This is a genomic window from Maricaulis maris (assembly GCF_049116555.1).
In the GTDB taxonomy this organism is placed as follows: domain Bacteria; phylum Pseudomonadota; class Alphaproteobacteria; order Caulobacterales; family Maricaulaceae; genus Maricaulis; species Maricaulis maris_C.
The window spans coordinates 815,432-837,702 of sequence record NZ_JAGDYT010000001.1; the positions used below are offsets into that span (position 1 = coordinate 815,432).

A 22,271-nucleotide genomic window follows, 5' to 3' on the forward strand; every position below is an offset into this window, starting at 1 on the left:
TTCTCCGGAGATCGCTCAGTACGGCCCGCGCACTGTGGCGCGCAGGGCGACTTCCTCGCGGGGGCTGGGCGCGCGCTCGGCGGCGGCCTCGATACGGTCGCTGAGCTGGCTGGACAGGCCGGTAACACGGCCGGGCGCGCGGTAGGGCGTCGGCGCAGCGGAAAGCAGATGGCAAGCGGGATCGGTTCCCGTCAGTTCGGCCCGTGTCCAGACCCAGGATTGGCACTGACCATCGCCATTGCACAGCGCTGAGCAGGCCGTCGGGGTCAGGTCTTCCATCAGGATACGGACATAAACGGCGCCGCGGCGGGCATGGCCCTCCATCACGTCATCGGCCAGGGCGGATGCCGGGCAGGCGCTTGCACCCAGGCCGAGCAGAAGGCCGATGACCCGTCTCATGTGCCGACCTTGCGCAGGCCGGTCGGGCGGATGTCCGGGCGGGCCCGGCCGGGGACGGTTCGCTGTTCGAGATGCGGCAGAACGGCGTCGGCGGTCATGGGCTCGCCGATCAGATAGCCCTGGACATGCCGGGCGCCGAGTGTGCGCAGGATATGCATTTGGGCCTCGGTCTCCACACCCTCGATCACGCAGCCCAGATCGAGCGTCTGCGACAGGGAGAGCATGGTCCGCACAATCTTGAAGGACGAGCTGTCCTCCAGCATCTGGCTGACAAAGGACCGGTCGATCTTCAGCTTGGAGACTGGCAATTGCTGGAGATATTGCAGGGACGAATACCCGACCCCGAAATCATCCAGGGCCACCGAGTGGCCGGCTTCGGAGATCTGGTTGATGGCGCGACGGGCCTGGTTGAAATCGCTCATCATCGCGGTTTCGGTAATCTCGAACTCGATCCGCCGGGTCGGCAGGCCGCTGGCCTTCACCGTCTCCAGCACGCTGTCCATCGCCTGCGGGGACATCAGGTCGTGGGCGGACAGATTGAAGGAGAGGGTCAGCTCTTCCGGCCAGTCCTTCATCGCGGTCAGGGCCTTGGTCAAAAGGACCTGGGTCAGCGGCCGGATCAGTCCGGCGCGCTCTGCGGCCTGGATGAAGACGTCCGGCGACACCGTGCCCAGCTCCGGGGATTCCCAACGGGCGAGGGCTTCAAAGCCGATGACCCGGGATTTGACGAGATCGTATTGGGGCTGGAACTTGACCGTGAATTCTGTCTCGTAATTGCAGCGACGCAGCGCCTTGTCGACCTGGCTCGAGGCCATCATCTCGTGCTCGAGTGCGGCGTTGAAGAGAACCGCCTTGCCTTGCAGGGCCCGCTTGGCGAAATACAGGGCGTGGTCGGCGCGCTCCATGATGTCATGCGTCGACAGGGCCGGATCATCGCAGACCAGGAGCCCGACCGAGCCCGATCCCTTGCAGGTGTATTCGCCCAGCTCATAAGGCCGGGACAGCTGGGCTTCGATGCGGTGACCCAGCTGCAGCACGGTTTCGCTGCGCGTACAGGGCGCCGATGCGATCAAGGCGAATTCATCGCCTCCCAGACGGGCCGGCATCGCCGTGTCGCCAGCGATCAAGGTCAGCCGCTGGGCCACTGTCTTGAGCATTTCGTCGCCAGCCGCATGGCCATACGTGTCATTGACCGGCTTGAACCCGTCCAGGTCGACGAGGGCCAGCACAAAGGGCTCCCCATGGCTGCGCAGGCGGTCGAGGCGGGCTTCCAGTTCGATGAAGAAACTGCGGCGATTGGGCAGGTTTGTCAGCGTGTCACATTCGGCGAGATGGCGCGTTTCCGTGGCCAGGGCCTCGGCGATTTCACGATCTCGCACCGCGTCGAGCCGGGCCCGAACGGAGTCCAGGACCGCGCGCCGCATCACCAGTGACAGCGCGATTGCGGCGGCGACGCCGGAACACGCGATCCACAGATAATCGACCAGGCTGCCGGGCATGTTGAACTGGACCAGCGCCAGAAGGCTGGCGCAATTCATCGCGGTCGCGATGATGATCGTGCGCCGGCTCGGCAGCAGGGCCGCGAAGATTGGGATCATGAGCACCGTATAGGCGAGGTTCTCGACCTGAAAATAGAGCAATTGCTGCAGGTTGGAGTTCACGAACAGGCTCAGGCACAAAAGACTGCCGGCGACTTCAAGCTCGGCCGCCGTGCGGGATTGGCGAAGATATCGCCGGATGCCGATGGCGAGCAGGGCGGCGACCGAGACAGCCGATACCATCACCACGTGGTCACTCTCGCTCGGAAACAGCAGGCGCGTGACGAGATCGAACAGGAAATAGCCGAGGATGGCGACCGCCGTTCCGCGCAATAGCGGCAGATAGGCGATCGTGATTTCACGGCCCTGCGGAGGCGGCGCCGGCAAGGACGCCGCCGTCGGTGTCGTATTCGAGCCTGATAGGCGCATGTTTGCGTCCCGTGCTTGTCTGGCACCTTATTGGATCAAGCGCCTTAAATCGTGGATAAGCGGTCCGCTAAAATTCGAACTATCGGTGATTTTCTTCAAATTTGAACTGGCACCCGATGATTGAATTTCCGGGGTGACGGGGCTAGGAGCAGGCCTGAGGTGCCTGTCGGGACAGGGACGTCGGGATCTTTGCCGGGGCCTTTGGAGGGGATGCGGGTGAAAACTTTCGTCGAGAGTGCGGGATTTCGCAATTTCATCATGGCGCTGATCGTGATCAACGCGATCACCCTCGGTCTGGAGACCTACCCCTATGACGGGGTCTGGTTTACCACCTGGATGCCGCTCCTGGACCGCACCATCGTCGCCATTTTCGTGGTCGAGATCGCGCTGCGCCTGATCGTCTACCGGCACCGCTTCTTCATGAATGGCTGGAACTGGTTCGACCTCGCGGTGATCATCATCTCCATCCTGCCGGCGGCCGGCGGATTCTCGGTCCTGCGCGCGCTGCGCATCGTCCGGGCCTTCCGCCTGTTCTCGGTCATGCCGGACCTGCGCAAGGTCGTCGAAGCCCTGCTGCGCGCCATTCCGGGCATGGGGGCCGTGATGGCCGTGCTGGGACTGATGTTCTACGTCTCCGCCGTCATGGCGACGAAATTCTTCTCGGAAACCAATCCGGAACGCTTCGGGTCGCTGGGGGAGAGTGCCTTTGCCCTGTTCCAGGTGATGACGCTGGAGGGCTGGGCCACGGATGTCGCCATGCCGGTGATGGAATTCCATCCCTGGGCCTGGGTTTTCTTCCTCGTTTTCATTGTCCTGACCAGTTTTGCCGTCCTCAATCTCTTCATCGCCATCATCGTCGACAGCCTGCAGGCCAAGCATTTCGATGAGGAAGAGGCTCGCGATCTGGAAGCCGATGCCGACCGGGATGTCCTGCACGCCGAAATCGCGGCCATGCGGGGCCAGATTTCGGACCTGACCGCCCTGGTTCAGCGTTCGGTCGGCGACGCGTCCTCGGCCAGTATCGTCGAGAAGGATGCCGACAAGTCGGAATAGAAGGCTGCCAGTCTTTCTTCCCGCTCCGAGCGGGTGCGCGGGGCCGGGGCCGATAGCGCCCGGACCGGCAGATCGGCATGGACCTCGGTCATGTAGCGCTGCCAGATCGTGGCCGGCAGACCGCCGCCGGTGACATCATCCATCGGCGTGTCATCATCATTGCCGACCCAGACGCCCGCAATGTAGTCGGCCGTATAGCCGACAAACCAGGCATCGCGGAAAGACTGGCTGGTCCCGGTCTTGCCCGCCGCGGGACGATCGCCGAGCCGGGCCCGTCGCCCGGTCCCGGTCAGCACCACATCCTGTAACATGGTCGACATGGCCTGGGCCGTTTCAGCCGTCGTCGCCTGCCGGGCCGCGACCCGGTCATGCTCATAGAGGACGTCGCCCCGTGAATTGGTGATCGAGGTGATGAAATAGGGCTCGTGGCGCACCCCGTCATTGGCAAAGACCGCATAGGCCGACGTCAGTTCGAGCAGATTGACCTCGGCTGCACCCAGCGCGATGGCGGGCAGTTCGGGCAGGGGCGAGGCGATGCCGAAACGCCGCCCGACCTCGACCACACGGTCAATCCCGATCTGGTCGGCGACCTGGGCCGCGACTGTGTTGATCGAGCGTTTGAGCGCCTCCTGCAGCGTCACCAGCCCGCGGAAACCGCCGGAGAAATTCTGTGGCGTCCAGCCCTCCAGATCGATCGGTTCGTCCCACACGGCAGAAGACGGGTCATAGCCGGCCTCAAGGGCGGCGGTGAAAACGAAGGGTTTGAAGGCCGAACCGGGCTGGCGCTGGGCCTGGATGGCGCGGTTGAACTGGCTGGTTGCATAGTCGCGCCCACCGGCAAAGGCCCGGATCGCCCCGTCCGGCGCCAGGAGGACAATCGCCGCTTCGCCGGCATTCTGGGCCGCGCCGTCTTCGGCCAGGGTTGCGTCGATCAGGTCATGCGCGGCGCGGGCGAGGCCCGGGTCCAGCGTGGTGCGGATGACCAGGTCCGGCACGTCATCGCCGACCAGGCCGGTCGCCTCGCCCAGGGCATAGTCGAAGGCATGGCCCCAATTGGCGGTGGCACCGGGATCGGAGGTGTCGGCGACCGGGCTGGCCGGTTCGGCGATCGCCGCGTCATGCGCCGCCTGGTCGATGAAGCCAGCGGCCAGCATGGCGTCCAGTACGGTGGCGGCACGGGCCTGGGCGGCGGCAAGATTGACGGTCGGGTCGAGCCGGCTCGGCGCCTTGGGCAGGGCCGCCAGCAAGGCCGCCTCGGCCAGGGTCAGCTCGGTCGCCGGCTTGTCGAAATAGCGCTGTGCGGCCGCCTCCACGCCAAAGGCGCGGGCGCCCAGATAGATGCGGTTGAGATAAAGCTCGAGGATTTCTGTCTTGGTGAGATGGTCTTCCAGCTGCCGGGCCAGGCGCATTTCCTGGATCTTGCGACGCAATTGCCGGTCCGGCGAGAGAATGAGATTCTTCACCAATTGCATGGTGATGGTCGAACCGCCCTGGACCGACCGGCCAGCCCGGAAATTGACCCAGAGCGCCCGGAGAACCCCGCGCAGATCGACCCCGTCATGCGCGTAGAAGCGTTGGTCCTCGATCGCCAGGAAGGCTTGCGGCACATGCTCGGGCAGGGTGTCGAGACCGACCGCTCGAGCATAGAGCGGCCCGCGCACGGCCAGCACATGACCCTCGCGATCCTGCAGGGTCACCGACGGCTCGCGGCGCGTCGACCATAATTCGGAGGCTGAGGTCGGCGCTGCCGGCAGGTCATGGAAGGCCCAGTTCCAGCCCGTCACGCCCAGGATCGCGCCCAGCAGGACAAGCCCGCCCAGCACGCCACCCAGGATCACCCGATGCCGTTGCTCACGTCGATCGCGTTCCATCATGTGATCCGCGCGAAACGGCTCCTGATACATGCTATAGCCACCCCTCTCGGGCTCAGTCTAAAGCCTGCCAATCGAGGCCAAATTCAGGCGTTTTCAATGTCATTGCCTTTCTGGAAGATGAAATCTCTCGGCGAGATGAGCAAATCCGAATGGGAGTCGCTGTGCGACCATTGCGGCAAATGCTGTCTGATCAAGCTCGAGGATGAGGATACGGGCCTCAATCTGGACACGGATGTCGCCTGCAAACTCTATGACTGCAACAAGGGCGGCTGCCGTCACTATACCAACCGCCACACCCATGTGCCGGACTGTGTGGTCCTGACACCGGACAACGTCCCGACCCTCAAATGGATCCCGCAAACCTGCGCCTACCGCCTCATCGCCGAAGGCCGGGACCTCTATGACTGGCATCCGCTGAAAACCGGTGATCCGCAATCAACCCGCAAGGCCGGCATGTCCATCGCCGGCCGGGTGACCTCGGAAACCCAGTTCGCCGATCCCGACAGCGTGGACTGGGAGTCGCGGATCACGGAATGGCCGGGTGAGGGGGAGGAGGATTGAGGCCGGGTCAGTCTGACTGATGCGGTTTTTCATTTTTCCCGGGCGAAGACCCGGGACCGACCGACCATGCTTGGAGGCGATGAGTTTCCCGTTGGTCCCGGATAGCGCTGCCGCGCTTTCGGGAAAAATGTGTGAGTTGGGGCTTGCTGGTTCGATATCCCGCATTTTCACAATCCGCTTAACGACAACGAAACCGCCCACTCAATCGGGTGTTTCAAATGCGAGCCAAATTGGTCACAACGCCGGTCAGGCAGGGCGGTGCCACCAGCGCGTCCTTGATCCAGATAACCAGTGACCACGCCCGACGGGGCCTGACGGCGGGGATAAACCCGTCGCTATCCCTGCAACCGTCCCGAAGAACCCGTGACCGTCGAAGCGGTTGCGGGTTTTTTCCTGGCACTTATCCGACCGGTGACAGCGTCGGCCTATTGTTCGGCATGACTGGAAAACCCGGACGAGGCCGCCGCGACGCGGTCGACATATACCCCGCCTATCTGATGTTCCTGAATGGGATGAAGGTCCGCGAGATCGCCGCGGACCATGACCTCAGCGAGGCGCACATGCGCAAGCGCATCAATGAATTGCGAGCCCTGTCGGCGGCGGAACTGGATGCGCTCCACGAGACCGCGACGCAGCGCCGCCGCCGACAGATCGACATCGAGTTCCTGCGAGGGGATCCCGCCAAGGCGTCGAAACTGGCCACGGCCTATACCGCCGTGTGCCGGGTCGCGCGCCTGGATGGGGAGCGCGACCGCTTTGCACACACCCCGAACAAGGAGGCTGACAGCGATGACACCGCCGAACCTGCCTCTGTCCCCGACATCGAGTCCGATGCCACCCGACAGCTTGCTGGCGATGCGGCTGTCCTGCGTCGATGCCTGGTACAGGCTGAAGAAAGCCGGGGTGGCGATAGAGACACTCCCGATCTCGGCGCATCTGGACGCCGCCATCCGGGCCGACTTCCGCTACCGCGCGACGGGCCCGCAACTCCCGCCGCCGGGTGAGTGGCTGACCTGGCTCTTTCTGGGCGGTCGCGGGGCGGGCAAGACCCGCGCCGGGGCTGAATGGGTGCGCCACCGCGCGCTGCGCAGTGTCAGTCGCATCGCCCTGGTGGGGCCAACCTTCAATGATGTGCGCGAGGTGATGATTGAAGGCCCGTCAGGGCTGAAACATCTGGGCAGTCCGGACGAACAGCCGCGCTATGAGGCCAGCCGCAAACGCCTGGTCTTTCCCTCCGGCAGCCAGGCCTATGCCTTTTCTGCCGAAGATGCGGACGGGCTGCGCGGGCCGCAGTTTGACTTTGCCTGGGGCGATGAGTTCGCCGCCTGGTCGGATCCGCAACGTGTTCTCGACACGCTGCGCATGGGCGTCCGGCTGGGCGGCGTCCCGCAAATCCTGTTGACCACGACGCCGCGCCCCATTCCGGCGCTCAAGGCGCTGGTCCGGGCGGCGAGCGAGGACGGCGTGGTGCGTCTGACCCATCAACCGACCGCCGCCAATGAAGCCAATCTCGCTCCGGGCTTCGTCGCCGCCCTCAACGCCGCCTATGGCGGCTCCATGCTGGGCCGCCAGGAAGTCGAGGGCCTGTTGATCGATGATCCCGACGGCGCCCTGTGGACACGGGCCCAGATTGAGGCCACCCGACTGGCGGCGGGGCCAATGCCCGACCTGGACCGCATCGTCGTGGCGCTCGACCCGCCGACCACTGGCGGTCCCCGGTCCGATGAGTGCGGGATCGTGGTCGCCGGCGGTCATGGCGACGGCCCGGCGCGGTCTGCCATCGTGCTGGCCGATCTCTCCTTCGGCCCGGCCCTGCCGGCCGACTGGGCCGGACGGGCGGCGCAGGCCTTCGTGGATTATGACGCTGACGCCCTGGTGGCCGAGGCCAATCAGGGCGGGGAAATGGTCCGCGCCGTCCTGCACGCTGCAGCACCGGGTCTGCCTGTCCGCCTGGTTCACGCCTCGCGCGGCAAGCGGGCGCGGGCCGAACCCGTGGCCGCGCTCTATGCCGCCGGGCGGGTCCGCCATGCCCGGGCCTTCCCCGGCCTGGAAGACCAGATGTGTGCCTTCGGCGCACCCGAGGCCTCCAGGACCAGTCCCGACCGGGTCGATGCCCTGGTCTGGGCGATCAGCGAACTCCTGCTCGGCCGCACCGGCGCTCCAAGGCTGCGGCGGCTGTGACCGACCGTCTCGTCTGACCCGAAAATCCAAAGGAGCCCCCATGCCCCACTGGCTTGATCGCTTGTTTGGCCGGGAGGAGAAATCCGCCCTGTCGAGCCGTCTCATTGCCTTGACTGCCAGCGCGCAGACCGGCTGGTCGCCGCGCGCCCTGCCGGCGATGATGCAGGCGGGTTATGCCCGCAATGCCATTGTCCATCGCTGTGTCCGGCTGACCGCGGAAGCGGCGGCTTCGGTGCCGCTGATGGCGACTGACGGGGCCATCACGCGGCTCCTGGACATGCCCAATCCGGACCAGTCCGGGCCCGAGCTGTGGGAAAGTCTCTATGGTTATCTACAGCTGGCGGGAAATGCCTATCTCGAGCTTGCCAGCCTGGCCGACGAGCCGCGCACGCTCCACCTCTTGCGTCCGGACCGCATGCGCGTGCTGGCCGGTCCGACCGGTTGGCCGGAGGGTTGGGAATATGCGGCGGCGGGCCGCAAACGCCGTTTCCAGCGCGACCGCGTGTCCGGTCGCAGCCCGGTTTTCCACATCCGCCTCTTTCATCCCGGCGATGATCATTACGGGCTGTCCCCGCTGGAAGCGGTGGGGCGCTCGCTGGACTTGCACACGGCGGGCTCTGACTGGGCCCGGGCTCTCCTCGACAATGCGGCACGCCCGTCCGGCGCGCTGGTCTTCAAGGGCGAGAATGGCCAGCTTTCGCCGGATCAGTTCGACCGGTTGAAGGCCGAGCTGGAAGCCAGCCATACCGGCCCGAACAATGCCGGGCGGCCGCTGCTTCTGGAAGGCGGGCTCGACTGGACACCGATGGCGATGAGCCCGGCGGAGATGGATTTCACCACAGCCCGCCGCGAAGCCGCGCGCGAGATCGCGCTGGGGCTGGGCGTTCCGCCGCTTCTGCTCGGTCTGCCGGGCGACAATACCTATGCCAATTACGCCGAGGCCAATGCCGCCTTCCTCCGCCAGACCGTGCGGCCCCTGGTGACGAAAATGGCCCGCGCCCTGAGCGTCTGGCTGCGGCCCTGGTCCATTCCCGGTCTCGAGATCAAGCCGGACTTCGCCGCGCTCGAGGAGAGCGGGGAGGCCAGGCATGCGTGAGATGGACAATTGGACGGTCCAGAAACAGGTCACCCTCGGCCTGATCTTCGCCATCGCCCTGCAGACCTCCGGCGCCCTGATCTGGTCCGGCCGGGTCGGTGAACGCCTCAACCAGCTCGAACAGATCAGCGACCGCCAGAGCCCGCTCGCCGAACGCCTGGCCGGCCTGGAAGCGGAAATGCGCCTGGCCCGTGAGAGCCTGGTGCGGATCGAGCGCCGGATGGAGGAGTGAATTCTCTCTGCGATCCATGGCTGATTGCGCGCCGGCAGCGCCCGGATTCCACGTGATCTCCCGCCGTTCCGAACACCACTCATTTTTCCCGGGCGTAGACCCGGGACCAACCGAACGCGCCTTGAAGTGCTGAGTCTCCCGTTGGTCCCGGATAGCGCTGACGCGCTTCCGGGAAAAATGCGGATCTTTACCCGCCGATACACCATCCCCCAACAAGGACATCCCCCTCATGACCGACACCCTCGCCATCGAGGGTCATGCGAGCCTGTTCGGGCTGGCTGACCTGGGCGGCGATGTGGTGGCGCGTGGCGCTTTTGCCGCCTCGCTCGCCACTCGTCGCACCATCCCGATGCTGTTCCAGCACGACCCGTCCGAGCCGATCGGTGTGTGGACCGCGATCCGCGAAGACGCGCGCGGCCTGCATGTGCGCGGTGAGATCCTGACCACCGGCCCGCGTGGCCGCGCCGCCGCGACCCTGGTCCGGCGCGGTGCGGTGGACGGGCTCTCCATCGGCTTTCGCACCCGTGCTTCGCGGCCTCGCGAGGCGCGCGGGCGGGTGCTGACCGCGCTCGATCTCTGGGAAGTGTCCATCGTGACTTTCCCGATGCTGCCCCAGGCGCGGTTGCGTCTTGCGGCTCCTGAGCCGTCCCGCGTGGCGGCCTGATCCCGCCAATCCCCAATCCCTTCACCCAAGCAGGAGTTCCCATGCACAAGGAAACCAAGATGACGGACAGCACCGCCGAGAGCCGGGCCGTGATGGGCGAGCTGCTCGCCGCCTTCGAACAGTTCAAGCAGGCCAATGACCAGCGTCTCGCCGAGATCGAGACCCGGGCCGCCGCTGACGTCTTGCTGGAAGACAAGGTCGCCCGTATCGACCAGGCGCTGGACGTCCAGAAGTCCGTGCTCGACCGGCTGGCTCACGAGGCCGCCCGGCCGGGTCTTGCAGCGGGGGGTGAACCCTCCGCCGCGGCGCGCGGCTTCTCCGCCTATCTGCGCCGCGGCGAGATTGGCGAGGGCAAGTCGCTCAATGCCGGCACGCCGGGCGAGGGCGGGCATGTCGTGCCGGTCGAGACCGAGGCGCGCATTGACCGTCTGCTGGCCGAAGCCAGTCCGATCCGGGCCATTGCCAGTGTCCGCCAGACGGCCTCCGGTGTCTTCCGCAAACCGGTCTCGCGCGGCGGCGCGGCGACCGGCTGGGTGTCGGAAAGCGCGGCCCGTCCGCAGACCGATGCGCCCGGTCTGGAACTGATCGAATTTCCCGCCGCCGAGCTCTACGCCATGCCGGCGGCGACCCAGCAATTGCTCGATGATGCCATGGTCGATGTCGAGACCTGGCTGGCGGAAGAAGTTCGCGACGTCTTCGCCGCCCAGGAAAGCGCTGCCTTCATCGCCGGCGACGGCATCAACAAGCCGCGCGGCCTGCTGGACTACACGGCGGTGGCCGAGGGCAACCAGGCCTGGGGCGAGCTGGGCTATGTCGCCACGGGCACGGCGGGCGGATTTGATGCCGACGACCCCGCCGATGCGCTGATCGATCTCGTCTATGCCCCCCGGACCGCCTATCGTGCCAAGGGCCGTTTCGTGATGAACCGCCAGACGGTCTCCGCCGTGCGCCGTTTCAAGGATGCCGACGGCAATTATCTCTGGCAGCCGGCACTGGGCGAGGGCGCGAGCTCGACCCTGCTCGGCTACCCGGTCACCGAGGCCGAGGACATGCCCGATATCGGCACCGACAGCGTCTCCATTGCCTTCGGGGATTTTGGCCGCGGCTATCTCATTGTCGACCGCCAGGGCGTGGAAGTCCTGCGCGACCCCTTCAGCGCCAAACCCCACGTCCTCTTCTACACCACCAAACGCGTCGGCGGCGGGGTGCAGGATTTCGAGGCGATCAAGCTCTTGAAGTTCGGGGTGAGCTGATCTCCCCGAACTTGCCCAGTTTCATCGTCATCCCCCGGCTTGTCCGGGGGACCTCAGCTCGCCCGTCGACAAGGAAGCGCAAGTCCCCCGGATGCCCGCTTCGCGGCCACCGTGGGATGACGGTGTTTTGTGGTAGTCGGTGTAACGCGCGTCTGCGCTTACCCCGCCATTCATCCCTTGCCGGGACCTCGCCGTATCCGGTTTTCCAGGTCAAGGGCCGCAACGCGGCCGCTGCGCGGTTCCACCCTTGAGCTGGAAAACCGGATACGGCCGGCTGGCCGACAAGGCTTGAATGGATCAGTCCGCGCCGGGGCGCCTGTTGTTTGCCTTGTTCGCCAGAGCGTCCCGCATCGCCGCTTCGGCCGTGTCGCTTGCGTCCCTGGCTGGAAGCTCTTCGTCTTTTCGTGGTCGAAAGATGGTTTCCATGAAGATGGTGACGCCGATGGTCGGGGCTCCGAAGACGGAGCCGATCAGGATGTAGACGGCGAACTGGGGCATCGCCTCGGGAGCCCAGATCGCCCACGCGGCCAGGCCCAAGGTCAGGCCGATCCATATCGCCAAGCCGATCAGTGCCATCTTCGTCCGATCCAGCAGATCGCGCCAGAAGCCGGTCCGGCCAGTTTCGGAGTTCTCCCCCATGTCCCTCACACTCCTCACTCCGCCCATGGCGGAGCCTGTCAGCCTGTCCGAGGCCAGGGCCCGCCTTCGGGTGTCGGATGCGTCGCAGGACGACGCGATCAACCACTGGATACAAACCGCCCGGGCGCGTGTCGAGCGGGATACCGGGCGGGCGCTGCTCGCCCAGACCTGGCTGGAGCGGCGCGATGTGTGGTGGGGCGAGGGGCGTCTGTCGGCTTTCGGGACGCGGTTCAGGGTATTGAAACCGCCGTTGATCGCGCTCGAAGCGGTCACGATTTATGGTGCGGATGACACGCCGTCGGAGATCGATCCGGCGGCGTTTTTCGTCGACACGCTGAGCGATCCGGGGCGGCTGGTCCTGCGGCCGGGTCAGAGCTGGCCCCTGCCGGGCCGGCCGGCGGCGGGGATCGGGATCCGCTTTCGTTGCGGCTATGGCGAGGCGCCAGAGGATGTGCCGGCGCCGCTGCGCGAAGCCATTCTGCAGCTCACCGTCCATCTCGCCGAGACCCATGGCGCGTCGTCGGTTCCGCCCGGCGTGGCCGAGCTGGTCGCGCCTTTCCGACCGGTGTCCCTGTGAGCGGGGTCGTGGAGGCGCTGCAGATCGCGCTGGCGACCCGGTTTGCGGCCACGCCCGCTCTGACGAACGTGCTGGGCGACCCGCTGCGCCTCTTCGAGGAGCGCAATCGCCGCGCCGCCTTCCCCCATGCCAGCTGGGGCTCGGCCTCGGTTTCCGAGACGGGTGTCGACACGACACGCCTTGTCGAGATTCGCCTGACCCTGGATGTCTGGCAACGCGACATCGCCCCGCGCGCCGTCCTGGCGGCCCTGGCCGACACGGTCGCCAACGCCGCGGATATCGACCTGCCCGCGCCCTGGCGCCTCATCCATATCACCCCGGCTTATCGCGACATCTTCATCGCCCCGGAACGCCGCCTCAAGCGCGGCTTGTTGCGGGTGAAGGCGGTGTTGGCGCAGTGATCGGCATGGAAGCGGCACATTTCGTGCCTATATTGACGATCCGGCCCTGGATTTACCCGCCGGTAAGCGCCGCGGGTGTATGGAGGGCTGTGTGGACGAAGCCGGGCAAATCGGCTAGAGATCGCTCTGAAACCAAGGATGGTGGCCATGCGTAACGAAGGCACAAATCGCGGTGTGACCGCATCTCGTGAAGGGACCAACCGGATCGAGGGTACAAACCGCTAGGCGGCTTGTACAAGAAGGCCCGGTTCGACCGGGCTTTTTTGCGCCTTGGCGCGCCACTTGAAGTGGCTTTATGGAGAAATGCATGCAGGGGTGTGAAGCCGCGTGCGCGATCATGACCGAGCCGGCCTGGTGGCAATGGTTGCCGGCGGTCTCGCCCATTGTACTGGGTGTGTCCGTCCTGATCGCGGCGCTTGCTTTCTGGGATGCTCGGCACCGCAATCGCAAAGATCATGACAAGGCCCGCAAGCGCGACCAGGTCTCCAAGTCCTTCGACCACATCATCGAGCAAACCCGCGACCGCGACCTCATCGTCATGAACGAACAGTTCAAGGCCGTGATCGACAGCCTCAAGAAAGCCGGTCCGGCCCCCTACGGCTTGGCGCAGGTGGAAGACCATTTCGTCAAGCACCACCAGGCCGCCATCGACGCGGCCGAGGTCATCACCAAGCTGTTCAACTATTATGAGGCCACCGCCATCGGTATCGAGCTGAAGGCGCTGGACGAGGAAATCATCAAGCAGTGGTGGCGCGCCAGCTATGTCGAGGACTGGCAGGACTTCTCGCTCTATGTCCAGGAGAAGCGTCAGCGCGACGGGCGTCCGGCGCTGTACCGGCAATACCAGACCCTGGCCGAGCGCTGGCGCGGCTAACCCCCTTCAAGGCTGCACCCCATTCCCTCCCACACCCACCAAACCGCCCCTCGCCGGGCGGTTTTTTCTTGCCTGATGGCCGGCGTTGGCCGGTTTGCCCGAGGAGATCTTCCATGAGTGTCCAATCCGGCCGCGATATCCTGATCCGTATGGGTGATGGCGGCGATCCGCCGGCCTATGAGAGTGCGGCGGGCCTGCGTCTCAAGACGATCTCGCTCAATGCCCGCCCGGTTGATGTCACCCATGCCGAGAGCGTGGAAGGGTGGCGTGAATTGTTGGCGGGTGGTGGCGTGAAGACGTGCGGTGTCTCCGGCTCCGGTGTCTTCGTGGACGCCGGGGCCGATGCCCGTATCCGTCAGGCCTTTTTCGACCAGTCGCGCGATGATTGGCAGCTCGTCATTCCCGATTTCGGCACGCTGACCGGGCCCTTCCAGGTCGCGGCCCTGGATTATGGCGGCCGGCATGATGGTGAGGCGACCTGGTCGATGAGCCTGGCCTCGGCCGGGGCGCTGGTCTTCGCGGCGCTTTAGACATGCCCAATCCCCAACGCGGCGAAATCGCGCTCACCCTGGGCGAACGCACGCTGACGCTTTGCCTCACCCTGGGGGCGCTGGCCGAGATCGAAACGCTCTGCCCGGCTGGCGAAAGCCTCACGGCTGATCGCCTGGTGCGCGTCGTCGCGGCCCTGGCGCGCGGCGGCGGGACGCCGGTCGAGCTGGCCGAGCTGAAAGCGGTGCCCTTGCGCCTCGACACGGTCGCCCAGGCGGTTGCGGCCTGTCTGGAGGCGGGGCTGGAGCCATGAACTGGGCGCCTGTTTTGCGCGCTGGCCTGGCGCTGGGGCTTCGCCCTGCGGAGGTCTGGGCGCTGTCTCTCCTTGAATGGCGGGCCCTGACCGGCGCGGCGGGTGACGCCGCCCTGGACCGTGCCGGACTGGATGCACTGCGGGCCCGCTTTCCCGACCCATCCGAGACAAGCACAGCAAAGGTTCAGTCATGACATCATCCCCATCAGACAATCCGCTCGAGACGCTCGCCGACGGGGCGGGCCAGCAGGCCGCCGAGGCGCTGGAGTCGGCATTCGAGCGCGCCGGCAGCCGGATCGAGCAGGCGCTCGGACGGGCGGCACGGTCCGGTGCAGCGGATTTTTCCCGCATGACCGATGCCATCCTGGCTGATCTGGCCCGATTGGCGACACAGCAAATGATCGAACGCCCCCTGGCCGGATTGATCGACCGGGCGCTGGGCTCGATCGGGGGCATGGCGCCGCCCGCCGGTGGTCGCGCTGAAGGCGGCCCGGTCCAGCCGGGTGCGGCCTATCTGGTCGGCGAGCGCGGACCGGAAGTCTTCACCCCGAGCCAGTCCGGTCAGGTCGTACCGGGCGGGGCGGGCAGTCAGACCGTCAATATTCATCTTACCCTGCCGCCCGGCTCGCCGGAGATGGCGGTGCAGGCCTCGCGCGGACGAATCGCGCGGGCCCTGGCCCGGGCGGTGGATGAGGGGAGGCGCTGGTCATGAGCGTGTTTCACGAGACCCGCTTTCCCTTCCCGGTCTCGGTCGGGGCTACGGGCGGGCCGCAGCGGCGGACCGAGATTGTGCCGCTCCTGTCCGGCCGCGAGCAGCGCAATACGACCTGGGCGGATAGTCGCCGTCGCTATGATGCCGGGCCGGGCATTCGCTCTCTGGCGGACATCCACACCCTGCTCGCCTTTTTCGAGGCCCGGCGCGGTCCGCTGCACGGCTTTCGTTTTCGTGACCCCTTCGACAATCGCTCGACCTCACCCGACCGGGCCCCGGAGCCGACCGACCAGCGGCTTGGCACGGGCGATGGCAGCCATGCGGTTTTCCAGCTGGTCAAGCGCTATGAGAGCGGTGGCGAAAGCTGGGTGCGGACCGTCACCAAACCGGTTGAGGGATCGCTACGGATCGCGCTGGACGGGGTCGAGACCGAAGGCGTCTCGGTCGACTGGACGACCGGTCTGGTGACCCTCGATATCCCGCCCTCACCGGGGGTCAGTGTCACGGCCGGATTTGCCTTTGATGTGCCGGTTCGCTTCGAGCAGGACCGGCTCGACCTGGCCCTCGACCAACCCGGCGCGGCGGCGGCCCATTCCATCCCCCTGATTGAACTCAAGCCCTGACTTGCGGCGCCGGTCCGGTGCCAGGAGGTGAGCATGCGACACGTGCCTGAAACCCTGCAGGCGGCGCTCGAGACCGGTGTGACCTGTCTGTGCGCTTGCTGGATCGTGACCCGGTCTGATGGCGCCCGTTTCGGCTTTACCGACCATGACCGGGACCTTGCCTGGCAAGGCGTGACCTGCCGTGCCGGGACCGGCTTTGGCGCCGGCGAGTGTTCGACCGAAACCGGGCTGGTCCCGGACCAGGCCGGCCTGGTCGGCGCGCTCGACGACACCGTCCTGAAGGCCGCGGATCTGGAGACGGGGCTCTGGTCCGGCGCCCGGGTTGAAACCTGGCGGGTCGACTGGTCCGCTGATCCACCCGAGGGCCTCAAGACCGGCCAGGGCGAGCTGGGCGAGGTGCGCCGTGCCGATGGCCGCTTCGAGGCGGAGCTGCTGGGCCTGTCCCATCGCCTGTCACGGGTGACGGGCCGGGTCTTCGCCCGCCGTTGTGATGCGGTCCTGGGTGACGAGCGCTGCGGCGTGGCCAGTGATCATCCGGACTTGGGTCTGGGCTGTGACCAGAGTTTCGCCACCTGCCGCGACCGTTTTGCCAATACGCTGAATTTCCGCGGCTTTCCCCACATGATCGGCAATGATGTTCTGCAGGCCTCACCGGCGAGCGAACCGGTCCGCGATGGCGGCTCGCGGGGGCTGGGCGGATGAGGGCGCGCAAGCCGGTCTCGGCCCGGGCGCAAGCGCTCGCCGAAGCGCGTCGCTGGATCGGCACACCCTATCGCCATCAGGGCAGCTGCCTCGGCGCGGGCTGTGATTGCCTCGGTCTCCTGCGCGGGATCTGGCGGGCGCTTTATGGCGCCGAGCCGGAAGCGGTGCCGCCTTATGAACGCGACGTCGTCGACACGCCCCTGGCGGGTGCGCTGATGCAGGCCGCGCGGCGTCACTTCCGGGAGGTCGACCGGGCGGCGGTGCGGCCCGGCCATGTGCTGCTCTTTGCGGCCGAGCCGGGCGGAGCGGCGCGCCATTGCGCGGTGCTGTCCCAGCACCAGCGCATCATCCATGCCTATTGGCGCCGCAATGTCTGTGAGACCGCTCTGACGCCCTGGTGGCGGCGGCGCCTGGTCGCGGCCTTTGCCTTTCCCGACCTGCCCGCCTGTCAAAATCCCGATCCCGAGGAGGTGTTCGCATGGCCCAGCTCGTCCTGACCGCAGGCCGCGCGGCGCTGGGGGTTGCGCGGGCCGCCTTGCCCGCGCTTGGCCAGGCCGCGGCCGGTCTGGTGATGAACGCGCTAAGCCCGGCGCGTGAAGGGCCGCGCCTGGCCGAGTTGCCGCTGCAGACCTCGGTCGATGGCGCGCCCATGCCGCGCCTGTGGGGCCGCGCCCGCATTGCCGGTCAGGTGATCTGGGCGGCGCGCTTTGTCGAACATTCCGAGACCTCCGGCGGCGGCAAGGGCGGGCCGAAACAGACCGGCTATACCTATTCACTCTCCTTTGCGGTCGGGGTGTGTGAGGGCGAGATTGCCGGGATTGGGCGCATCTGGGCCAATGGCGCCCTGCTCGACCGCTCCCGTCATGCCGTGCGCTGGCATACGGGCCGCGAGGACCAGATGCCGGACCCGCTGATCAGTGCCATTGAAGGCGTCGACGCGCCCGGCTTTCGCGGGACCGCCTATCTCGTGTTTGAGGACCTGGCGCTGGATGCGTTCGGGCACCGCATCCCCAATCTCTCGGTGGAAGTGTTTCGGGGCGTGGGCGAGGGCGGGTTGGAGCGTCAGGTGCGCGGGATCAATCTCATCCCCGGCTGTGGCGAGTTCGCCCTCTCTCCGGATCCGGTCATGCGGCTGGACGGGCCGGGTGCGGAAACACCGCTCAACCGCAATAATGCCCGCGGTCTGACCGATGTCATGGCGGCGCTGGAAGACCTCGAGCGGGATCTGCCCGCATGCCGGTCGGTCCAGATCGTACTGGCCTGGTTCGGCGATGATCTGCGTTGCGGTGTGTGCGAGCTGCGGCCCGGGGTCGAGGATGACAGCACCCGGACCCGTCCGACCGACTGGTCGGTTGCCGGGATTGACCGCAGCGGAGCCTGGCTTGTCGGTCGTGTCGACGGGCGGCCGGTCTATGGCGGCTCACCGGATGATGCCGGCGTGATCGCGCTGATCGGTCAACTCAGGGCGCGCGGCTACCGGGTGACGCTCTATCCCTTCATCCTGATGGACATACCGGCGGGCAATGTGCTTGCGGATCCGGATGGCGGGAGCGGTCAACCGGCCTATCCCTGGCGCGGACGGATCCGACCGGTGGCGGGCAGTGTCGCGCCGCAGGTCTCGGCCTTCATGGGCAGCGCGCAGGCAAGTGATTTCAGTGTGTCGGGTGCGGCGATCACCTATGCCGGTCCGTCCGAATGGCGCTATCGGCGTTTCATCCTGCATTGCGCAGCGCTGGCCAGGGCGGCGGGTGGCGTGGACGGGTTTCTCATCGGATCGGAAATGGTGGCGCTGTCCACATCCGGACGCGAGGAGGGCTATCCGGCGGTCGCGGCCCTGTGCGACCTCGCGACCGAGGCCCGCAGCTTGCTCGGCCCGTCCACCCGACTCTCCTATGCGGCCGACTGGAGCGAGTATCACGGCCATCAGCCAGCCGACGGCGCAAAGCATTTCCATCTCGACCCCTTGTGGTCGCACCCGGACATCGACGCCGTCGCGATTGATTTCTACATCCCGCTGGCCGACTGGCGCGCAGGCGAGGACCATCTCGATACCGGTCTGGCGGACCGCCCCCATGATCGGGCCTATCTCGCCAGTCAGGTCGCCGGTGGAGAGGGGTATGACTGGTATTATGCCAGCCCGGCCGACCGTGATGCCCAGATGCGAACCCCGATCAGCGACACGACCCATGACGAGGCCTGGGTCTGGCGCTTCAAGGATCTGATCGGCTGGTGGTCGAACCCCCATCATGACCGGCCGGACGGTGTACGTGCCGCGACACCAAGCGGCTGGGTGCCGATGTCAAAACCGGTCTGGCTCACGGAAACCGGTTGCCCGGCCGTCGACAAGGGCGCCAATCAGCCCAATGTTTTCATCGATCCGAAAAGCGCGGAGAGCAGGCCGCCCCATTTCTCCAGCGGGACACGCGATGATCTGATCCAGCGCCGCTATCTGGAAGCCCTGTTGGCCCATTGGGATGATCCGGCCGCCAATCCGGTCTCCCCGCTCTATGGCGGCCCGATGGTCGAGCCGGACTGGACGGCGGTCTGGGCTTTCGATGCCCGACCCTGGCCGGACTTTCCCGCCCGGTCCGAGGTCTGGTCGGATGGCGAGAACTGGCGCCGCGGTCACTGGCTCAATGGCCGGGCGGGTCTCGTGCCGGTTGGCCGGATCATTGACGACATGGCCGATGCCGCCGGGCTCGAAGACTGTGATACCAGCGGCGTGCATGATCTCGTCGCCGGCTATCTGGTGGACCGTCCCATGCCCGCCCGCGACGCGCTGGCACCCTTGGTCGGTCTTCTGGGGCTGGGCGTGCTGGACGGGGCTTTTTCGGTGCGCTTTGTCTCGGCGGATGTGGTGCCGGCGGGCATCAGCGTGTCCGACTGTGTCGATCGCGGGCGGGACAGTGTGATCCGGCGCTACCCCGCGCCGATGGATTTGCTGCGCGATGTACGTCTGCAGTTTCAGGATGACCAGGCTGATTACCGTGCGGGCCACGCGGCGGCGCGCGAACATTTCGGGACAGTGGAGAGTCGCTGGCTGAGCGTGCCGGTCACCGCCGACGCCGAGACGGCCAGACACTGGTGCGGTGATGCGCTGGAGGCGTCCCATCGTCAGGCTGACCACCTGTCTCTCACCATGCCGCCGTCGCTCCTCGCGGTCGAGATCGGCGATGTCCTGACGCGGGCGGATGGGGACTGGCAGGTCATCGCGCTGGAGGGCGACAGCGTCCGAACGGCCGAGCTGGCCCGCCCGGCCGGGCGGGCGGCGACGCTTTCGGCCGGTGAGGCAGGCCGCGAACAGGGCCTCTCCCCGGGGTCGATCCGCCCGGCACTGGAACTCCTCGACCTCCCCCTTCAGTCGGGGGAGTTGCGGGACGGGCCCCGCGTCGCGGTCTGGTCGCGGCCCTGGCCGGGTACGGTGGATGTCTGGCTGGCCGGCGAGCGCCGGTTGTCGCTGGGCCGACCGGCCCGTTTTGGCGTGCTGGACGCGGCGTTGGGTGCGGGCCCGGTCGGGTATTGGGACCAGGCCAATGCGCTGGTGGTGACCCTGGATGACGGTCATCTGGAAAGTCACGCACCGGAGACGGTCCTGGCGGCGGGCAATCGCATTGCGGTCGAGCGTGAGGCCGGGACCTGGGAGGTGATCGCGTTCTGCCATGCGGAGTTGCAAGCGCCGGGGCGCTATCGCCTGACCGGTCTGTTGCGCGGCCTGGGTGCCGGCTATTGCGAGCCGGCTCCGCTGGGGTCGCGGGCGGTGGTCCTCGACACCGCCTGCCAGCCCCTGCCGCTCAGCCCCCATGAGCGCGGGGTCGAGTTGGAATTTCGGGCCGTGGAGGCCGGGCTGGACCCGCTCGACAATGCGGCGACCGTGCGCGGCACGCCGCCGCCGCGCGCCGACCTGGCCCCCCTGCCTCCGGCGCATTTGCGGCTTCGGCGAACCGCCACCGGCGTGGCGCTTGCCTGGATACGTCAGACGCGCACGGGCGGGGATGACTGGTCGGCCCCGGATGTCCCGCTGGGCGAAGCAGTCGAGGCGTGGCAGGTGATCCTGGTTGGCGATGGCGTCGCCGCGCCGGCCCTGAACCCGGACAGCGCTGCACTGAATCTCAGCGATACCGCATTGACGGGCCTGTTCGGGGCCTTGCCCGGGCATCTGGTGGCCCGGGTCGCGCAGATATCGGCGCGGATCGGTGCGGGGGCCGAGGCCAGCGCTGAACTCAACCTGTGAGCTGTGCTTTGATATCACCGCCAAAGCCGCTTACATGATGCCTGACCGAGATTACCAACACGGGTCTGGCAAGGCATGACGGGTATGGACGATCCCTACAAGACGCTTGGTGTTGCCAAGACGGCGACCGCTGACGAGATCCGCAAGGCCTATCGCAAGCTGGCCAAGGAGTTGCACCCGGATTCCAATCCGGGCAATGCGGCCGCGGAAGAGCGTTTCAAGCATGTCTCCCAGGCGTTCAAACTCCTCTCCGACCCGGAAAAGCGGGCCGAGTATGACGCCGCTGCGCGCGCCGGTTTTCATCCCGGCATGGGCGGCATGGGCGGCATGGGTGGTGCGGGCATGGGTGGCGGCAGGCCGTTCAATTTCCGCCAGTCACGCAATGCCGGTCGTGGTGGATTCGAGGACATTTTTTCCGACCTCTTCACAGACATGGGGGGTCAGGGTGGTGGGCGCCAGCAGCAGGCATCACGCAAGGGGACCGATATCCGTCAGAGCGTGACCGTCGACTTCATGCAGGCCGCCCAGGGTGGCAAGCATCGCGTCGCCCTGCCGGGCGGTCGAACGGTGGATGTCGCCGTCCCATCCGGTGCCAGTGACGGCCAGGTCCTGCGCCTGCGCGGTCAGGGTGAGGCGTCGGCCATGGGCGGCAAGCCGGGCGATGCGCTGATCGAGATCAAGGTCGCCGAGCACAAATACTTCTCCCGCGCCGGAGATGATGTGCGACTGGAATTGCCGATCAGCGTCAAGGAAGCGGCGCTGGGTGCCAAGGTGCGCGCGCCGACCATTGACGGACCGGTCGATGTCCGGGTTCCGCCCGGATCGTCCTCGGGCACACTCCTGCGTCTGCGTGGCAAGGGATTTGCGGGGCAGAAGGGCAAGCGGGGCGATCAGCTGATCCGTTTGATGGTCGCCTTGCCCTCCAGTGACGAGGCGCTCAAGGCCTTTCTGGAAAAATGGTCGCCGCCGGAAGGCTATGATCCGCGCAAGGGCCTGCGCTCGTGAGCGTGATGTTTTGGTAGTAAGTTGTTCAGCACGGGTTCAGGGGGAACCCGTCAGAGTGAGTGTCATGTTGAGACATTTGATCATCCTTGCCGGCGCCCTGAGCGTCATCGCGGCCCCCGCAATGGCCGACGGCCCCGACCTGTCGGTCCCGTCGTCGATCCAGCCTGCCGGCTATGCCAGCCTGCAGGACCGCTATACCGCGCCTGAAGCCCGCGATGCGCGGCGTCAGGGTGATGTGGTTCCGGCACTCCGTGTGATCTCGGAAGTGCGTCGCCGCTATCCCGGCGCCGACGTGCTCGATGCCGAGCTCGAGGGCGGCAATGCACCGCGCTATGTGATCAAGATTCTCACCCGTGATGGCCGCCGCGTCGATGTGGTTGCCGATGCCCGTACCGGGCAGATACTCTTTGAACGATAGGGGGAGT

Annotated in this window: 25 protein-coding genes; 21 read left to right on the top strand and 4 right to left on the bottom strand. The window is 66.6% G+C overall.

The genetic code is table 11. The features are described 5' to 3' along the window. Positions 1-15 precede the first annotated feature (15 nt). Positions 16-399 (bottom strand): PAN domain-containing protein, encoded by a 384-nt coding sequence (locus tag JXQ94_RS03895; protein WP_421922496.1) that lies wholly within the window; start codon positions 397-399, stop codon positions 16-18. Beyond that, positions 396-2,366 (bottom strand): putative bifunctional diguanylate cyclase/phosphodiesterase, encoded by a 1,971-nt coding sequence (locus JXQ94_RS03900; protein WP_421922497.1) that lies wholly within the window; start codon positions 2,364-2,366, stop codon positions 396-398. Before JXQ94_RS03900 ends, JXQ94_RS03895 begins: the two co-directional genes overlap by 4 nt. Before the next feature lie 210 nt (positions 2,367-2,576). Here JXQ94_RS03900 and JXQ94_RS03905 point away from each other — a divergent pair, with 210 nt between their 5' ends. After that, a complete protein-coding gene (locus JXQ94_RS03905; RefSeq protein WP_421922498.1) occupies positions 2,577-3,419 on the top strand; it encodes an ion transporter in 843 nt (280 codons plus the stop codon). On the opposite strand, the gene JXQ94_RS03910 is transcribed toward JXQ94_RS03905, so the two are convergent. Further along, positions 3,353-5,323 (bottom strand): transglycosylase domain-containing protein, encoded by a 1,971-nt coding sequence (locus JXQ94_RS03910; protein WP_421922499.1) that lies wholly within the window; start codon positions 5,321-5,323, stop codon positions 3,353-3,355. The two genes, JXQ94_RS03905 and JXQ94_RS03910, sit on opposite strands and share 67 nt — an antisense overlap. A gap of 66 nt (positions 5,324-5,389) precedes the next feature. Here JXQ94_RS03910 and JXQ94_RS03915 point away from each other — a divergent pair, with 66 nt between their 5' ends. The 7 genes from JXQ94_RS03915 (at position 5,390) to JXQ94_RS03945 (ending at position 11,280) form a co-directional block, all read left to right on the top strand. Next, positions 5,390-5,854 (top strand): YcgN family cysteine cluster protein, encoded by a 465-nt coding sequence (locus tag JXQ94_RS03915; RefSeq protein ID WP_421922500.1) that lies wholly within the window; start codon positions 5,390-5,392, stop codon positions 5,852-5,854. A 437-nt stretch (positions 5,855-6,291) separates the two neighbouring features. Then, complete coding sequence (locus JXQ94_RS03920) at positions 6,292-6,858, top strand: hypothetical protein (protein ID WP_421922501.1); 567 nt, start codon at positions 6,292-6,294, stop codon at positions 6,856-6,858. Further along, positions 6,758-8,035: a DNA-packaging protein gene (locus JXQ94_RS03925; RefSeq protein WP_421922502.1), complete on the top strand. Its 1,278-nt coding sequence runs from the start codon at positions 6,758-6,760 to the stop codon at positions 8,033-8,035. Before JXQ94_RS03920 ends, JXQ94_RS03925 begins: the two co-directional genes overlap by 101 nt. A gap of 40 nt (positions 8,036-8,075) precedes the next feature. Next, the gene (locus tag JXQ94_RS03930; protein WP_421922503.1) at positions 8,076-9,131 is read left to right on the top strand and encodes a phage portal protein; all 1,056 of its coding nucleotides are present in this window, start codon (positions 8,076-8,078) and stop codon (positions 9,129-9,131) included. Then, the gene (locus JXQ94_RS03935; RefSeq protein WP_421922504.1) at positions 9,124-9,363 is read left to right on the top strand and encodes a hypothetical protein; all 240 of its coding nucleotides are present in this window, start codon (positions 9,124-9,126) and stop codon (positions 9,361-9,363) included. Before JXQ94_RS03930 ends, JXQ94_RS03935 begins: the two co-directional genes overlap by 8 nt. 229 nt (positions 9,364-9,592) lie before the next feature. Continuing rightward, positions 9,593-10,027 carry an HK97 family phage prohead protease gene (locus tag JXQ94_RS03940; protein WP_421922505.1) on the top strand — a complete coding sequence of 145 codons (435 nt, stop codon included), beginning with the start codon at positions 9,593-9,595 and terminating at the stop codon, positions 10,025-10,027. 41 nt (positions 10,028-10,068) lie between these two features. Then, the gene (locus tag JXQ94_RS03945) at positions 10,069-11,280 is read left to right on the top strand and encodes a phage major capsid protein (protein WP_421922506.1); all 1,212 of its coding nucleotides are present in this window, start codon (positions 10,069-10,071) and stop codon (positions 11,278-11,280) included. Positions 11,281-11,577: 297 nt separating this feature from the next. On the opposite strand, the gene JXQ94_RS03950 is transcribed toward JXQ94_RS03945, so the two are convergent. Further along, positions 11,578-11,919 (bottom strand): hypothetical protein, encoded by a 342-nt coding sequence (locus JXQ94_RS03950; protein WP_421922507.1) that lies wholly within the window; start codon positions 11,917-11,919, stop codon positions 11,578-11,580. On the opposite strand from JXQ94_RS03950, the gene JXQ94_RS03955 reads away from it, so the two are divergent. From JXQ94_RS03955 to JXQ94_RS04015, 13 genes are all read left to right on the top strand, one after another. Beyond that, on the top strand, positions 11,918-12,496 hold the full coding sequence (locus tag JXQ94_RS03955) for a head-tail connector protein (RefSeq protein WP_421922508.1): 579 nt from the start codon (positions 11,918-11,920) through the stop codon (positions 12,494-12,496). The two genes, JXQ94_RS03950 and JXQ94_RS03955, sit on opposite strands and share 2 nt — an antisense overlap. Further along, a complete protein-coding gene (locus tag JXQ94_RS03960) occupies positions 12,493-12,897 on the top strand; it encodes a DUF3168 domain-containing protein (RefSeq protein WP_421922509.1) in 405 nt (134 codons plus the stop codon). The genes JXQ94_RS03955 and JXQ94_RS03960 overlap by 4 nt, the downstream gene beginning before the upstream one ends. Positions 12,898-13,204: 307 nt before the next feature. Next, positions 13,205-13,771 (top strand): DUF4760 domain-containing protein, encoded by a 567-nt coding sequence (locus JXQ94_RS03965; RefSeq protein WP_421922510.1) that lies wholly within the window; start codon positions 13,205-13,207, stop codon positions 13,769-13,771. Between the two features lie 113 nt (positions 13,772-13,884). Beyond that, the gene (locus JXQ94_RS03970) at positions 13,885-14,301 is read left to right on the top strand and encodes a phage major tail protein, TP901-1 family (protein ID WP_421922511.1); all 417 of its coding nucleotides are present in this window, start codon (positions 13,885-13,887) and stop codon (positions 14,299-14,301) included. A gap of 2 nt (positions 14,302-14,303) precedes the next feature. After that, positions 14,304-14,573 (top strand): GTA-gp10 family protein, encoded by a 270-nt coding sequence (locus JXQ94_RS03975; RefSeq protein WP_421922512.1) that lies wholly within the window; start codon positions 14,304-14,306, stop codon positions 14,571-14,573. Then, positions 14,570-14,767 carry a phage tail assembly chaperone gene (locus tag JXQ94_RS03980; RefSeq protein WP_421922513.1) on the top strand — a complete coding sequence of 66 codons (198 nt, stop codon included), beginning with the start codon at positions 14,570-14,572 and terminating at the stop codon, positions 14,765-14,767. The genes JXQ94_RS03975 and JXQ94_RS03980 overlap by 4 nt, the downstream gene beginning before the upstream one ends. Next, positions 14,764-15,285 carry a phage tail tape measure C-terminal domain-containing protein gene (locus JXQ94_RS03985; RefSeq protein WP_421922514.1) on the top strand — a complete coding sequence of 174 codons (522 nt, stop codon included), beginning with the start codon at positions 14,764-14,766 and terminating at the stop codon, positions 15,283-15,285. The genes JXQ94_RS03980 and JXQ94_RS03985 overlap by 4 nt, the downstream gene beginning before the upstream one ends. Beyond that, entirely contained in the window at positions 15,282-15,908 is a 627-nt protein-coding gene (locus tag JXQ94_RS03990) for a phage distal tail protein, Rcc01695 family (RefSeq protein ID WP_421922515.1), read from the top strand. Before JXQ94_RS03985 ends, JXQ94_RS03990 begins: the two co-directional genes overlap by 4 nt. A gap of 33 nt (positions 15,909-15,941) precedes the next feature. Further along, the gene (locus JXQ94_RS03995) at positions 15,942-16,610 is read left to right on the top strand and encodes a DUF2163 domain-containing protein (protein WP_421922516.1); all 669 of its coding nucleotides are present in this window, start codon (positions 15,942-15,944) and stop codon (positions 16,608-16,610) included. Continuing rightward, the gene (locus JXQ94_RS04000) at positions 16,607-17,107 is read left to right on the top strand and encodes an NlpC/P60 family protein (protein ID WP_421922517.1); all 501 of its coding nucleotides are present in this window, start codon (positions 16,607-16,609) and stop codon (positions 17,105-17,107) included. The genes JXQ94_RS03995 and JXQ94_RS04000 overlap by 4 nt, the downstream gene beginning before the upstream one ends. Continuing rightward, positions 17,089-20,841, top strand: a complete 3,753-nt coding sequence (locus tag JXQ94_RS04005; RefSeq protein ID WP_421922518.1) for a baseplate multidomain protein megatron — start codon at positions 17,089-17,091, stop codon at positions 20,839-20,841. Before JXQ94_RS04000 ends, JXQ94_RS04005 begins: the two co-directional genes overlap by 19 nt. A gap of 75 nt (positions 20,842-20,916) precedes the next feature. Beyond that, entirely contained in the window at positions 20,917-21,846 is a 930-nt protein-coding gene (locus tag JXQ94_RS04010) for a DnaJ C-terminal domain-containing protein (protein WP_421922519.1), read from the top strand. A gap of 64 nt (positions 21,847-21,910) precedes the next feature. Then, entirely contained in the window at positions 21,911-22,264 is a 354-nt protein-coding gene (locus tag JXQ94_RS04015; RefSeq protein WP_421922520.1) for a PepSY domain-containing protein, read from the top strand. Positions 22,265-22,271 lie beyond the last annotated feature (7 nt).